We start from the raw sequence: 13,707 nt of genomic DNA on the forward strand, positions 1-13,707 counted from the left end.
CAAAAAAAACTACATTCCTTCATCCACTTTATAAACTGCGATCGCCTCTTCTACAGATTCGAAATATTTCACCTGATTATTCCGACCAATAAATAGCGCCGCGTCGCAGAATTCTTTTAGTGAACCAAGGCTGTGAGAAACCATCAGAAAACTCGATTCTTGATGGCGGGATTTGAACAGATCCGCACATTTTTGCTTAAAGCGTGCATCGCCGACGGCGGTGACTTCGTCCACCAGATAATAATCAAATTTAAATGCCATACTCAGGCCAAAGCCAAGGCGGGATCTCATGCCTGAAGAATAAGTTTTAATTGGCATATCGAAGTATTTTCCGAGCTCCGCAAAGTCTTCGACAAAAGCCACTTTCTCACGTAGCTCGCTGTTTGTTGCGTAGAGGCGAGCGACAAACTTAACGTTTTCGCGTCCTGTTAGGCTACCTTGGAATCCACCGGCTAATCCAACGGGCCATGAGATGGTTTTATCGGTAATGACTTTACCGCTATCGGGCCGATCAATGCCGCCAATAACACGTAATAACGTTGATTTACCGGATCCATTGCGACCTATCAGTGCCACGCTTTTATCGGCGGGAAACTCAACCTGCAGATTCTTAAAAACATAATGTCGGCCGGTAGGTGTACGATAAGATTTAGTGAGATTCTCAATTCTGATCACGAGGTTAGCATCGCCTCTTCACCGTTTCGGTATAGGACTAACCCGATAAATAGACTGACCAAAGCACATAAAGCGAGATAGTGGATATTAGCTCCTTCGCTGATATAACCCGGAACCACAGCTTCACGGCACAATTCGACCACATGAACTAATGGATTCCATAGCAAGTACGGCCAGTACTCTTTTGGGATAGCATGCAGTGGGAACATGATGCAGGATATAAAATATAGTGGCTTTAACAGGATGGGCAGGAATTTCTCTGTTTCGGGGAACGTCTTACCTATTACCATAAAAGTCAAACCGACGCCGCAGGAGAAGATGACTAACAAGATCCAAACGAGGACTAATGAAATCAAATTGATGATTTCAAACTCTTCGCCAAGCAGGCCGACAATCGTCATGAGTAAGACATAAACGATTGCATAGATAAGCGTCTCTAACAGGGCGCGGGAGATTATTGTATCGATGGGTCTAACGGGGCGATAGTTAAATAATCCTTGATTGGCTTCTATGGCACCAATCGAGCGATTGCTGATATTAATGAAAACAAAATAGGGGACGATACCGTTAATCAAGAATACAGGGAAGGATATATCTGGCATAGAACGCTGCATAATATAACCGAAAATACCCACTAGAATGAGCATATGTGCCATCGGTTCTAATGCCGCCCAAAGATAACCAAGGCGATACTTACCAAATCTAGTCTTTATTTCTCTAAGAAACAAAGCGTTAACGGCTGATTTTTGTACTTCAAAACCACTGCGGGCCATCTGTAAATTTTCCAAAAATATTAGTCTGTTCTTTTTCCACGCTACCGCCCCTGATTGATGATGACCAGTAGCAGAAAAATCAAATTATCAATAAGATAGCGATGTGCAAAATACAATCTATGTTAAAGGATGGGTATTGAGCTTTATGCTATAAAATGAAAGATTAGTTTTAATGTATAGATGATTTTTAATTCCCTATATACGAACACTATCGCAGTGAATTAATCATGTAAAGGTTATTGGGCATCTCGAAATTAGCGCTCACATTTTTATTTTAGGAATTTACGAAAATTCTTAATTTTTATATTGATGTTAATGATTATTAATATATTGTTATTTGACTGATTTAATTGGCTTTATATTTCAATATTATTATCTGGATTTTTTATTCATAATACTTTTCTTATAAGGCTATTATAGTTATCTGAACTTGTTTTTTATTTTATTGTTTATATTGGGACAAATACGATAATTTATATCGTATTTGTCCGTATGGCTTACTGATTTGTCACTGTTCCGTACTAAAGGATATAGATGATAAAAAAACTAAGAATAAGATGGGTTATTCTCGTTCTAAGGCTCTTATGGGATCCATCTTCGCCGCTCTCTTGGCGGGGAAAAAACCAAAAATAACCCCGATCAGGCTTGAGCAAACGAATGCGGTGATGATTGATGTTGCCGAATAAACCATCGAGAAAGTGCTACTGAACTGGCTGAACAATAGGCCGATACCTAATGACAACATAACACCAATGCCCCCTCCCAGCAGACATACCAGAACGGCCTCAATCAAGAATTGTTGCATGATATCGCTGGCTCTCGCGCCAACGGCCATTCGAACACCAATTTCTTTGGTGCGTTCAGTAACTGACACCAACATGATATTCATCACCCCAATCCCCCCGACCACCAATGAAATAACGGCAATCATTGAGACAAGCAATGTCATGGTAGACGTAGTTTTCTCAATGGTTTGACGGATGCTATCGGTGTTCATCACGAAAAAATCCTGCGTACCATGGCGTTGGGTGAGCAGCTTTGTGACACCCTGTTCGGCATTGACCAAATCAATGTCATCGTTAACCCGCACAGTGATGCTGCGCAAATAGGATTGCCCAAGCATACGTTTCATCGCGGTGGTGTAAGGTATCCAAACGTTAAGATTTTCGTCACTGCCAAACCCACTCTGTTTTTTGGCCGCAACCCCGATCACTCGGCAGGGCAGGGAACCCAGTAAGATCACTTTCCCGAGGGGATTCTCCCCATTGGGAAACAATTTATCGCGTGTATTTTCATCAATGACGGCTTCTTGCCTCAATCCATCAACACTTACACGGGTAAATGCCATCCCTTGATCGAGCGTGTAGCCACGTACCATAAAGTATTGCTCACCCACGCCATTCACTGTGCCACTGACGGATTTGTTGCCATAACGCAGCGTGGTACTGGTCGAGACGGTGGGCGTCACACTGTGAATATAGCCTTGCTTCGCGAGTGCATCAGCATCGGTGGCGCGCAGAGTCTGAATGGCGGCAGATCGCATATCACCGAAGTCTTTACCGGGGAAGATCTCCAATGTGCTGGTGCCCATGGCATTGATATTGGCTAATACCTGTTGCTGTGAACCTTTCCCTAACGCCACGACAGACACCACTGAGGCAATGCCGATAATGATCCCTAACATCGTTAACAGCGTGCGTAAACGTTGCGCAGCCATCGCCAAGGTTGCCATTTTGAAGGCTTCGCGCAGGCGGTCACGTTGAGCTTTCCAAGGGGAAAGTGGCGGCTTCGTTTCAATCTCTGGTGCTATCTCATCTGGAACCGCTGGCACTGATTGCGTTAGCGTCACTGCTTGTGGCACTGTTCGGTCAGCAATCACCTCACCATCTCTCAGTTCGATAATCCGTTGAGCATGTTCTGCAATGGCCATGTCGTGGGTGACAATAACCACGGTATGGCCTTGACGATGCAGGTCTTTCAGGATACTTAACACCTCATTGCCGCTATGTGTGTCGAGTGCACCCGTGGGTTCGTCGGCAAGAATCACCTCGCCACCGTTCATCAGTGCTCTGGCAATACTGACTCGTTGTTGTTGCCCGCCGGAAAGCTGACTTGGGCGATATCCCAGCCGGTCAACTAATCCGAGGCGTGATAGCAGGGCGCTGGCGCGTTGACGACGGACTTCACGATCAACACCGGCATAAATAGCGGGGATTTCTACATTCTCTCGAGCGCTTAAATCATTCAATAAATGATAGCGCTGGAAAATAAAGCCGAAATGCTCACGACGTAGCTCGGCAAGAGTGTCGCCGTCGAGATGTTGTGGAATACGCCCTGCCACCAGATATTCACCTGAACTGGGTTTATCTAGGCAACCAAGGATATTCATTAATGTGGATTTACCTGAACCTGATGCGCCGACAATCGCGACCATTTCACCGCGATGAATCGTCATATTGATGTTTTTCAACACCTGCACATTGGCTTCACCGGTCACAAACCAGCGGCTGACGTTATCAAGCTGTAGTAATATCTTTCTTTGGTTTAAGTCAGTCATCGATTACATCCCCATCGGTGGACCCATACGTTGGGCCTTAGTATTGGAGGACGTGGTATCTGCCTGGCTGACAATCACTTGTTCTCCCGTCTGTAATCCGGAGAGAATCTGGGCGTCGACATTGTTGTTTACCCCGACGGTGACCTCGCGTGTGCTGATGTTACCGTTATCGCTCACTACCTGAACCCGATACTTGCCTTGCACATTTTCCAGCGCGGTCGCCGGGATCACGACAGCGTCTTCAACTTTATTGAGCACGATATAGACCTGAGCAGTCATTGAGATCCGTAGGGCACCATTCGGGTTGGCGACATCGAACAGACCGTTATAGTAAATGGCGGTGGTGGTGGAGCTACTACTGCTGCTAGAGCTTGATGACGATGTGGTGGTGGTTTCATCGTTGATCGAGTCTGGGGCAGGTTCAATGGCGAGTAATGTGGCACTAAAGCGTTCATCCTGTTCGCCTAAAATCGTGAAGTAAACGGGCATTCCTGCTTTGACTTTGACGACATCGGCTTCAGATATCTGCGCTTCAACCGTCATGGTGTCCAGTTGCGCAACTTTAATGATCGTCGGGGCGCTTTGCACGGCATTGACGGTTTGCCCTTCTTCCACAGGAATAGCCACGACAGTACCGGCAATCGGCGAGCTGATTTTGGTGTACCCAAGATTGAGTTTGGCGGTATTGACGGCAATTTCAGCCTGCGCAATCTGGGCATCTAGCGCATTGATCTCTGCTTGAGTACTCTCCAGCGTGGCTTTGGCGCTATCAAAATCGGCGCGAACCCCCAGCCCCTTGGCGAGGATCTGTTGTTGCCGTTGGTAAGTGAGTTGATTGTTCTGCTGGGTCGCCACTTTAGCTGCGCGCTGGGCGACCACATTTTTCAGCGCTTCTTGTGCATCTTTCAACGCATTTTGTTGCGTAAGATCATCAATTTCAGCCACTAATTGGCCTTTTTCAACTTGCTGTCCTAGGGTGACATGGAGGGCTTTGATTTGCCCTGAAACTTGTGCGCCGACCGTGACCTGTTTTTTTGCCTTGATGCTGCCATCGGCTAATACGGTTTGTTCCAGCGTGCGAGTTTCAGCCGCGGCAGTGATATATCTGGGCTTTTCCGCAGGTGACATGAGTTTGAAGAGCAGCACACTACCTGCAATCAGTAGGAGAAGTGCTAAGCCAATATAACGTCGTTTTGACTGAGTGACCTGTAACATAATTAATCAAAAATCCTTGAACCACGATGAAGAAAAAGGTGAAACCAAAATCAGGAAGGTAATTTACCGCCGTGGCCGCTGAGTGTGAGTTAAGTGGGATTCAAGAATATGTAAGGATTGAGTAAAACTGGCTGCACGCGCATCAAATAGGCATGAAAATAGCGGAAATCAGGCAGGAGAGTAAAAATGAAGATTTTGTTAGTCGATGATGATGTTGAATTGGGCACTATGTTAAGGGAATACCTGAGCGGCGAAGGCTTTAATGCTGAGCTGGTATTAACGGGCAAAGAGGGTATTGAGGGTGCTTTGTCCGGCGACTATACCGCCTTGATTCTTGACATCATGTTGCCTGATATGAGTGGAATCGATGTATTGCGACAAGTACGTAAAAAGAGCCGTATACCGGTCATTATGTTGACAGCCAAAGGCGATAACATTGATCGGGTGATTGGCCTTGAGATGGGCGCGGATGATTATATGCCTAAGCCATGTTATCCCCGAGAATTAGTGGCTCGGCTACGTGCCGTCTTACGTCGTTTTGACGAACATCCGGATTTAACTCTTTCGGATAACAGTGAGATTTCCCAAGGAGGTTTAACGCTTAATCCATCAACTCGCAGCAGTGAGTGGCAAGGCAAAGTGTTCGACCTGACGGCTTCGGAATTCAATCTGCTGGAATTGCTGTTGCGCTCGCCAGATCGTGTGGTCACCAAAGATGAGTTATCGGATAAAGGGTTAGGGCGGCCACGAGAAGCCTATGATCGCAGTGTCGATGTGCATATCAGCAATATCCGTCAAAAGCTGGCTGCGTTGCCAGATAATACCCTGAATATTGAAACGGTACGCAGTATTGGCTATCGCATCAGATAATTGTTTTGAATCAAGTGAGATAACAACAGTATGCGTGGACGATTATTCTGGAAAATCCTGCTTGGATTTTGGCTGACTTTTATTTTAATGACGCAAATGCTGTGGGTCGTATTTTCATTCTACGGCAACCGTCATGAACCCCCCGAGCGCGAAATGGTACGGCAGATGGCTCAACTGCAGGTTGCATCTGCTGCCTCGGTATTGCATTCCGGTGGGTTGCCCGCGCTAAATGCCATGATTGCTCAATGGCCGGAGGCAGAGAAAAAACAATTAGCTGTCATACCGACAGCGACAGACTCGCCAATGGCAGATACTGTACCGACTGAAGAGCCAGCCAAAGGTAATGACCCTGCGACTTATCGTTCACAAGTGATGAGTTGGGCCCAAAGCCCCGATGGACAACGTTATCGTATTAGCTACAGCATCGGTGCCAGAAATGAACGTGGCGAACCCTTGGGTGAGAAGCGCCATGAAATACTCAATATTCCGATCCCAATGATCTGGATGGGCCTATTGGGTGGGCTGTTTTTTAGCGCGTTACTCGCTTGGAATTTGACACGGCCAATGCGCCAACTCAGCGCTGGCTTTGATCGCGTCGCACAAGGGGATTTATCAGTGCGACTGTTACCCGTCATGCGCCGTCGTCATGATGAGTTGACCGACGTAGCACGAGACTTCGATACCATGGCTGAGCGTCTTGAAGCGCTGGTCAGTGCGCGCGAACAGCTGCTACATGATGTTTCCCATGAGTTACGCTCACCGCTGGCTCGTTTGCAATTGGCGATCGGGCTGGCACGTCAGAATCCCAATAATGTAGAAAATGCCTTACAACGTATTGAGCATGAGTCTGGGCGATTGGACAAAATGATTGGTGAATTGTTGGCATTATCACGTGCCGAAAACCACGACTTGTCTGCTGACGACGAATATTTCGATCTGCACGAATTAGTGAAAGTGGTGGTGAACGATGCCCGCTACGAAGCGCAGGTACCAGGAGTGGATATTTTGCTACAGGTTGCGCCACAGCAAGTTGAATACACGGTGAAAGGTAACGCGGAGCTGATGCGCCGTGCCATTGATAACATCGTCAGGAATGCTTTGCGCTTCTCCGCTCATGGTCAGCAGGTCACCGTCACGCTTTCTCCAGTTGAGAAGCTTTACCAGATTCAAGTGGCGGATCAGGGGCCTGGGGTTGAGGAAAGTAAGCTATCCTGCATTTTTGATCCCTTCGTGCGAGTAAAATCCGCAATGTCCGGCAAAGGCTACGGGTTGGGGTTAGCCATCACACGTAAAGTTATTCTAGCCCATAGGGGGCAGGTAGAAGCCAGAAACGGCGAGCAGGGTGGATTGGTAATCACGTTGCGAGTGCCTCGTTGGCGTGTGACGGACTGATTAATCCGTTCACAAAAGGTGCCATTGGCCAAGATGCTTTTCTGGTAACAAAAACGGCACCATGATAGGTGCCGTTTTTTATTCATTCGTAAGAGATTACTTCTTAATACGAATAATAGGTGTCTCACCCACGGTGACGCTGCCGGACAATTTGATCAGCTCTTTGATCTCATCCATGTTGGAGATAACAACCGGCGTCAATGTAGACTTGGCTTTCTCTTCCAGCAGGGCAAGATTGAACTCAATGACCACATCACCTTTCTTGACGCGTTGACCTTCTTCAGCGATGCGTTTGAAGCCTTCGCCTTTCAGTTCGACAGTATCAATACCGAAGTGGACGAACAGCTCAATGCCGCTGTCTGATTCGATAGAAAAAGCATGGTTAGTTTCGAAAATTTTACCAATGGTGCCGTCAACAGGAGCAACCATTTTGTTGCCTGATGGCTTAATCGCAATACCATCACCCACGATTTTCTCTGCAAATACAACATCCGGAACATCTTCGATGTTGACGATTTCACCGGACAAAGGTGCAACGATTTCAATTGTACCACTGTCTTTTTTATCATCTGAAACCAGTGATTTCAGTTTATCGAACAAACCCATGATCTTCTCCTAAGTATTAATATTGGGCAGCGTTCCAGTATCGTGGAATTAGCAGAGCGTTTTTTCTTCGATGAATGTGGTCACCAAATCCATCAATTCCTTCGCTGTTGGTTGAGCTAATGCCTGCTCTGCCAACACCTTCACATCTTCGAAATTTGTATTACGGATAATTTTCTTGATGCGCGGGATTGAAATCGCACTCATGCTGAACTCATCCAGCCCCATGCCCAATAGCAACAGTGTAGCACGTTCATCGCCAGCAAGTTCACCGCACATTCCGGTCCACTTACCTTCCGCATGAGATGCATCAATAACCTGTTTGATCAGGCCCAATACCGATGGCGACATTGGATTATAGAGATGGGAAATCAGCTCATTGCCACGATCTACTGCCAGAGTATACTGAGTTAGATCGTTTGTCCCAATACTAAAGAAGTCAACTTCTTTAGCTAAATGGCGAGCGATGACCGCCGCAGCCGGTGTTTCAACCATTACACCGACTTCGATAGATTCATCGAAAGCCTTGTTTTCTTCGCGTAATTGGCTCTTCAGCAGCTCAAGTTCTGCTTTCAGTTCGCGAACTTCTTCCACCGAAATAATCATCGGGAACATGATACGCAATTTACCGAATGCTGAAGCTCGCAAAATAGCCCGCAACTGTGCATGCAGGATTTCTCTGCGATCCATAGCAATACGGATGGCGCGCCAACCCAAGAATGGGTTTTCTTCTTTCGGTAAGTTCATGTACGGCAGGTCTTTGTCACCGCCGATGTCCATGGTACGAACAATCACTGCCTGAGAGCCCATGGCTTCCGCGACCGCTTTATAGGCCTGGAACTGTTCTTCTTCAGTTGGCAGAGAGTCGCGGTCCATGAACAGGAATTCGGTACGATACAGACCTACACCTTCAGCGCCATTACGCTCAGCACCGGCGATATCACGCACAGTACCAATGTTGGCTACCACTTCGACTTGATGACCATCAAGTGTGATAGCTGGCAAATCTTTCAGTTTGGCCAGATCATTTTTTTCAGTGATGTACTGATTATTCACTTCTTTCAACTGCTCGATGATGTCTGCAGTTGGATTCAAATAGACTTTGTTGTTGACCGCATCAAGGATCAAATAGTCGCCATTCTGGACTTGCTTGGTCACATCAGTTGTCCCGACGATAGCCGGTAATTCCAGTGAACGAGCCATAATAGAGGTGTGAGAGGTACGACCACCAAGGTCGGTGATGAACCCTAACACTTTATCCAGATTCAGCTGTGCGGTCTCTGATGGTGTCAGATCAGTTGCGACTAGAATGACTTCATCCTGAATCGCACTTAAATCGACAATATTCAGACCGAGAATGTTCTTCAGCAGGCGTTTACCGATATCACGTACGTCAGCGGCACGTTCTTTCAGGTATTCGTCATCCAGCTCTTCCAAGGCCTTAGCCTGGCCTTCAATCACTGAATAAGCGGCTGCATCAGCAGAGGCAAGCTCATCTTTAATGAGGGCTATGATTTCCTGCTCAAGCTCTTCGTCTTCCAACAGCATGATATGCCCTTCGAAGATAGCAGCTTTCTCTTCTCCGAGGCTGGCTTCAGCTTTGGTCTTAATCGCTTCCAACTGTTCTGCAGCTTTCGCTCGGCCAGTTTTGAAACGCTCGACTTCCTGCTCCACTTGGTCAGCAGAGATCTTTTTCCGGTTGATGACAATCTCATCTTCTTTCAGCAAAAGTGCTTTACCAAAAGCGATACCCGGTGATACTAAAATGCCTGAAATCATAACCCTACCTTACTCTTGACTGGTGTTAACTAAAAAAGCGTGCGTGATTACTCAAGCTCAGCCATCAGTTTTACCAGATGCTCAACAGCTTTCTTCTCATCTTCGCCTTCAGCAGAGATCGTAACAACAGTACCTTGGGTCAGGCCCAGAGTTTGCAGTTTGAACAGGCTTTTAGCGCTAGCACTTTTACCGTTAGAGATAACGGTAATGTCAGACGCAAAGCCTTTTGCTTCTTTTACGAACTGGGCAGCAGGGCGGGTATGCAGACCGTTTGGTGCAGTAATAGTAACTTCTTGCTGGAACATTGTATTTCCCCAACTTATTGGATTTATGTTGTGGAGCTAAAGTTTAGTGTAAATTCTAAACTTTAGCCTGTATTGGTTCGCGTAAAACGAGACTATTTGACTCGCGCATGACTATGCCTCAACCGCTGGCAAGTCACAAAGACAGTTTGTGGCACAACCTGAATTCAGGCCCAAAACCAGCACTGTCATATCTAAGAATAATGCTCTCTTTGCGTTATGTCTTCAATCAGCATCAGTTGATGACATTTTTTGTCGCATTGCATAATGGGTAAATCGATTCAGCTAGAGATGCATTAAAGATACGATTAATTTCGCGTATCAAAATAATTGACCGGTTAAATACTAAACCCAGAGGGTAAAATCAATCTTTATGTAGTGAAAACTTTGAAGTGCGCCACAAAAAAAGCACCCTTGTGGGTGCTTTTTTAGCATTTTGTGCGACGGCAAAACTACTGTTGCAATTCTTGTTCAGTGAACAGATCTGCGAACAACGCCGTGCTTAAATAGCGCTCACCCGAGGACGGAAGAATAACCACAATTGTTTTGTCAGTAAAGCCATCTTCTTCAGAAAGCTTGACTGCTGCCGCAACTGCCGCACCGGAAGAAATACCGGCCAAAATACCTTCCTCATCCATCAAACGGCGAGCCATTGAAATGGCTTCATCATTAGTGACGAGGGCAACACGATCAACCAGTGTCAGGTCGAGGTTACCTGGAATGAAACCAGCACCGATCCCCTGAATTTTATGAGGGCCAGGTTTGATTTCTTGGCCTGCCAATGCCTGAGTAATCACCGGTGAATCGGTGGGTTCTACGGCAACAGTGGTAATCGCCTTGCCTTTGGTTTTTTTGATGTAACGGCTAACACCTGTAAGCGTACCGCCTGTGCCTACACCGGCGATAAACACATCGACGTCACCATCGGTATCTTCCCAAATTTCAGGGCCGGTGGTTTTCTCATGAATCTCAGGGTTCGCTGGGTTGCTAAATTGCTGCAAAATCAGGTAGCGGTCTGGATCGGTCGCTTGAATTTCTTCTGCTTTGGCAATGGCCCCTTTCATCCCTTTAGCGCCTTCAGTCAGCACTAAATTAGCCCCGAGTGCTTTGAGCAGTTTACGGCGCTCAATACTCATGGTTTCAGGCATGGTCAGGGTTAATTTATAACCGCGGGCGGCCGCGACAAATGCCAGTGCAACACCGGTATTCCCACTCGTTGGTTCAACCAGTTCTTTACCTGCAGTCAGGATGCCGCGTTTTTCAGCATCCCAAATCATATTCGCGCCGATACGGCATTTAACGCTGAAACTTGGATTACGTGACTCAACCTTTGCCAAAATCCGTCCGTTACCGATACGGTTCAAACGAACCAGCGGCGTATGGCCGATTGTTAAAGAGTTGTCTTCATATATCTTGCTCATAGCCCGTCCTTTAACTCTATGAAAATGTAGGAAACGTTCAAAGCATACGCTAACAGTATGGCTATGGAAGTAAGTAATTGGTATATCGATATGTTATTAGGAAATAAGTTTTAATCCCAATAAGAAGGGCGTGGCGAGCACGCCCGTTGAGCATTATCGTGGTAGTTGAATAAACTGGTCGCGATAGCGATCAACCCACATCGCGGTGGCACCACACACCGCCACTGGCATAATCACTAAATTGAGGAATGGAATCATAGTGAATAAGCTCACCAGTGCACCAAATTGTAAGTTATCCACTTTATCTTGGCGCAATGCACCGCGCATTTGCTGGAAACTCACTTTATGGTTATCAAAAGGATAGTCGCAATATTGGATTGATAACATCCAAGCGCTGAACAAGAACCAGAGGACCGGCGCGAGCGTTTGGCCAATACCCGGAATCAAATACAGTAGCAGTAGCACCACGGCCCGTGGCAGGTAATAAGCTAATTTGCGCCATTCACGTGCCATTATGCGCGGCAAATCTTTCATGATGCCCATAATACCGGTATCGGGCAAAGGTTTGCCGGTCAGGCTCGCTTCTAATTGCTCAGCCAACAAACCGTTAAACGGGGCTGCAATGAAATTAGCAAGGGTACTGAATAGGTAACTGAACACCAGTAGCACCGAAATAACCATGACGGGCCACAACAAATAACTCAGCCATTGCAACCAGTCAGGAACATGGCTCATCAATTGAGGAACCCAATCACCTATCCGGTTGAATAACCACCAAAAAGCGCCCCCCATCAGCAGAATATTCACCAACAACGGCAAAATAACGAATCTTCGGATGCCCGGACGAGAGATTAACTGCCATCCTTGAGCAAAATAATGAACACCACTCACCTTTTTTACCGCTTTTTGCGTATACGCCATGCCATTCAATTCTCTATAAGCTCATCAACCCACGTATCATATCGGTATGATTTCCCACTGCATAGTCACATATCGTTCAAAAAATAAGCGAAACATCTAGCATAATCATCTTTCTTCGAAGAAAATTGAGCACGGACTTGCACTTGTGTTCGTTGGGAAATAGAGTTAAAGGGTGAATGTTTGCCGCGGTGGCAATGTATTGGAACAACAGAGATAGTAATGATGCAGGATTTGCGTCTGATATTAATCGTTGTTGGCGCGATCGCCATAATAGCGTTGTTATTGCATGGTTTATGGACCAGCCGTAAAGAACGCTCGTCACTTTTTCGCGATCGCCCAGTTAAACGTCTGAAACAAGAACGTGTTGAAACCCCGATCGAGAGTCTCGATGAAGGGGTAGGAGAAGTGCGCGTGCGCACTGCTCATCTACAGGAGAAGCCTTCGTTTAGTCATATTGATGACGATGACGAAGAAATGCCGGTTATTCAGCATGCTGATGCGAAACCGGCTCAGGTTAAGGCGGAATCTCGTCAACAACCATTCGCTTCAGTGCAAACAGAATACGACGACCCTCTTTTGGGTGGGCTATCTGCTGAGCAACCACCGCATGTGTCACAGCGTGATCCTTTACTTGGATCGGTTGAAGAATCCTATTCCCAACCGCGACATGTAGAGCCACAGCATGCGGCTGAACCAGCACCTCGTCCTGCTGCGCAGCCTGAACCAGAACCTGTCGCTCCGGCCCCTGAGGTGAAGCAACAGAAACTGAAAGAAACGGTATTAGTGCTGCATGTTGCCGCGCACCATGGTGGTGCTCTTGGTGGCGAGTTGCTGCTACAAAGTGTTCTTCAGTCCGGTTTCCAGTTTGGTGAAATGGGCATTTTCCATCGCCATCTTAGCCCTGCTGGTAGCGGCCCAGTATTATTCAGTCTGGCAAATATGGTTAAACCGGGCTCCTTTGACCCTGATACCATGGCTGACTTCTCAACACCGGGCGTCTCAATGTTTATGATGGTGCCGTCTTATGGCGATGCGCATCAGAACTTTAAGCTTATGCTGCAATCAGCTCAACGTATTGCCGATGATGTCGGTGGTGTGGTGTTAGATGATGAGCGCCGCATGATGACCCCGCAAAAATTGGAAACGTATAAGGCCCGTATCCGCGAAGTGTTGGATGCCAACGCAAAAGCCTAATCACG

11 protein-coding genes and 1 pseudogene are annotated in these 13,707 nt (G+C 46.7%); 3 read left to right on the top strand and 9 right to left on the bottom strand.

Going from position 1 to position 13,707, the window contains the following annotated elements:
• Nucleotides 1–9: 9 nt before the first annotated feature.
• From DA391_RS06400 to DA391_RS06415, 4 genes are all read right to left on the bottom strand, one after another.
• On the bottom strand, nucleotides 10–675 hold the full coding sequence (locus DA391_RS06400; RefSeq protein WP_050287128.1) for an ABC transporter ATP-binding protein: 666 nt from the start codon (nucleotides 673–675) through the stop codon (nucleotides 10–12).
• The gene (locus DA391_RS06405) at nucleotides 672–1,448 is read right to left on the bottom strand and encodes an ABC transporter permease (protein WP_050083445.1); all 777 of its coding nucleotides are present in this window, start codon (nucleotides 1,446–1,448) and stop codon (nucleotides 672–674) included. The genes DA391_RS06400 and DA391_RS06405 overlap by 4 nt, the downstream gene beginning before the upstream one ends.
• Before the next feature lie 562 nt (nucleotides 1,449–2,010).
• Nucleotides 2,011–4,005, bottom strand: coding sequence for a MacB family efflux pump subunit (locus DA391_RS06410; protein ID WP_108087469.1), 1,995 nt, complete (start codon nucleotides 4,003–4,005; stop codon nucleotides 2,011–2,013).
• A gap of 3 nt (nucleotides 4,006–4,008) precedes the next feature.
• Nucleotides 4,009–5,220, bottom strand: coding sequence for an efflux RND transporter periplasmic adaptor subunit (locus DA391_RS06415; RefSeq protein ID WP_108087470.1), 1,212 nt, complete (start codon nucleotides 5,218–5,220; stop codon nucleotides 4,009–4,011).
• Nucleotides 5,221–5,406: 186 nt separating this feature from the next.
• Here DA391_RS06415 and DA391_RS06420 point away from each other — a divergent pair, with 186 nt between their 5' ends.
• Nucleotides 5,407–6,090, top strand: a complete 684-nt coding sequence (locus tag DA391_RS06420) for a response regulator transcription factor (RefSeq protein ID WP_108087471.1) — start codon at nucleotides 5,407–5,409, stop codon at nucleotides 6,088–6,090.
• A gap of 30 nt (nucleotides 6,091–6,120) precedes the next feature.
• The gene (locus DA391_RS06425) at nucleotides 6,121–7,482 is read left to right on the top strand and encodes an ATP-binding protein (RefSeq protein ID WP_050287124.1); all 1,362 of its coding nucleotides are present in this window, start codon (nucleotides 6,121–6,123) and stop codon (nucleotides 7,480–7,482) included.
• A gap of 96 nt (nucleotides 7,483–7,578) precedes the next feature.
• Here the strand turns inward: DA391_RS06425 and crr are convergent, their stop codons facing one another.
• The 5 genes and pseudogenes from crr to cysZ all read right to left on the bottom strand — a co-directional run bounded on the left by crr (nucleotide 7,579) and on the right by cysZ (nucleotide 12,508).
• Entirely contained in the window at nucleotides 7,579–8,088 is a 510-nt protein-coding gene (gene crr / locus DA391_RS06430; protein WP_004392561.1) for a PTS glucose transporter subunit IIA, read from the bottom strand.
• Nucleotides 8,067–9,864 (bottom strand): annotated as a pseudogene (gene ptsI / locus DA391_RS06435) (phosphoenolpyruvate-protein phosphotransferase PtsI). The gene crr and the pseudogene ptsI overlap by 22 nt, the downstream one beginning before the upstream one ends.
• 47 nt (nucleotides 9,865–9,911) lie before the next feature.
• Nucleotides 9,912–10,169: a phosphocarrier protein Hpr gene (gene ptsH / locus DA391_RS06440; protein ID WP_049607435.1), complete on the bottom strand. Its 258-nt coding sequence runs from the start codon at nucleotides 10,167–10,169 to the stop codon at nucleotides 9,912–9,914.
• Between the two features lie 449 nt (nucleotides 10,170–10,618).
• On the bottom strand, nucleotides 10,619–11,587 hold the full coding sequence (gene cysK / locus DA391_RS06445; protein ID WP_050287123.1) for a cysteine synthase A: 969 nt from the start codon (nucleotides 11,585–11,587) through the stop codon (nucleotides 10,619–10,621).
• 153 nt (nucleotides 11,588–11,740) lie between these two features.
• Entirely contained in the window at nucleotides 11,741–12,508 is a 768-nt protein-coding gene (gene cysZ / locus DA391_RS06450; protein ID WP_050287122.1) for a sulfate transporter CysZ, read from the bottom strand.
• Between the two features lie 219 nt (nucleotides 12,509–12,727).
• Between cysZ and zipA the strand changes: the two genes are divergently transcribed.
• Nucleotides 12,728–13,702, top strand: coding sequence for a cell division protein ZipA (gene zipA, locus DA391_RS06455; protein ID WP_108087472.1), 975 nt, complete (start codon nucleotides 12,728–12,730; stop codon nucleotides 13,700–13,702).
• Nucleotides 13,703–13,707: the final 5 nt, after the last annotated feature.

This window comes from Yersinia massiliensis (assembly GCF_003048255.1).
GTDB lineage: Bacteria > Pseudomonadota > Gammaproteobacteria > Enterobacterales > Enterobacteriaceae > Yersinia > Yersinia massiliensis_A.

Excerpts from the sequence above, each read along its gene's own strand:
- crr (WP_004392561.1), bottom strand. The coding sequence starts at position 8,088 with ATGGGTTTGTTCGATAAACTGAAATCACTGGTTTCAGATGATAAAAAA.
- DA391_RS06410 (WP_108087469.1), bottom strand. The coding sequence starts at position 4,005 with ATGACTGACTTAAACCAAAGAAAGATATTACTACAGCTTGATAACGTC.
- zipA (WP_108087472.1), top strand. The coding sequence starts at position 12,728 with ATGATGCAGGATTTGCGTCTGATATTAATCGTTGTTGGCGCGATCGCC.
- cysK (WP_050287123.1), bottom strand. The coding sequence starts at position 11,587 with ATGAGCAAGATATATGAAGACAACTCTTTAACAATCGGCCATACGCCG.
- DA391_RS06405 (WP_050083445.1), bottom strand. The coding sequence starts at position 1,448 with ATGGCCCGCAGTGGTTTTGAAGTACAAAAATCAGCCGTTAACGCTTTG.
- DA391_RS06420 (WP_108087471.1), top strand. The coding sequence starts at position 5,407 with ATGAAGATTTTGTTAGTCGATGATGATGTTGAATTGGGCACTATGTTA.
- ptsH (WP_049607435.1), bottom strand. The coding sequence starts at position 10,169 with ATGTTCCAGCAAGAAGTTACTATTACTGCACCAAACGGTCTGCATACC.
- DA391_RS06425 (WP_050287124.1), top strand. The coding sequence starts at position 6,121 with ATGCGTGGACGATTATTCTGGAAAATCCTGCTTGGATTTTGGCTGACT.
- cysZ (WP_050287122.1), bottom strand. The coding sequence starts at position 12,508 with ATGGCGTATACGCAAAAAGCGGTAAAAAAGGTGAGTGGTGTTCATTAT.
- DA391_RS06415 (WP_108087470.1), bottom strand. The coding sequence starts at position 5,220 with ATGTTACAGGTCACTCAGTCAAAACGACGTTATATTGGCTTAGCACTT.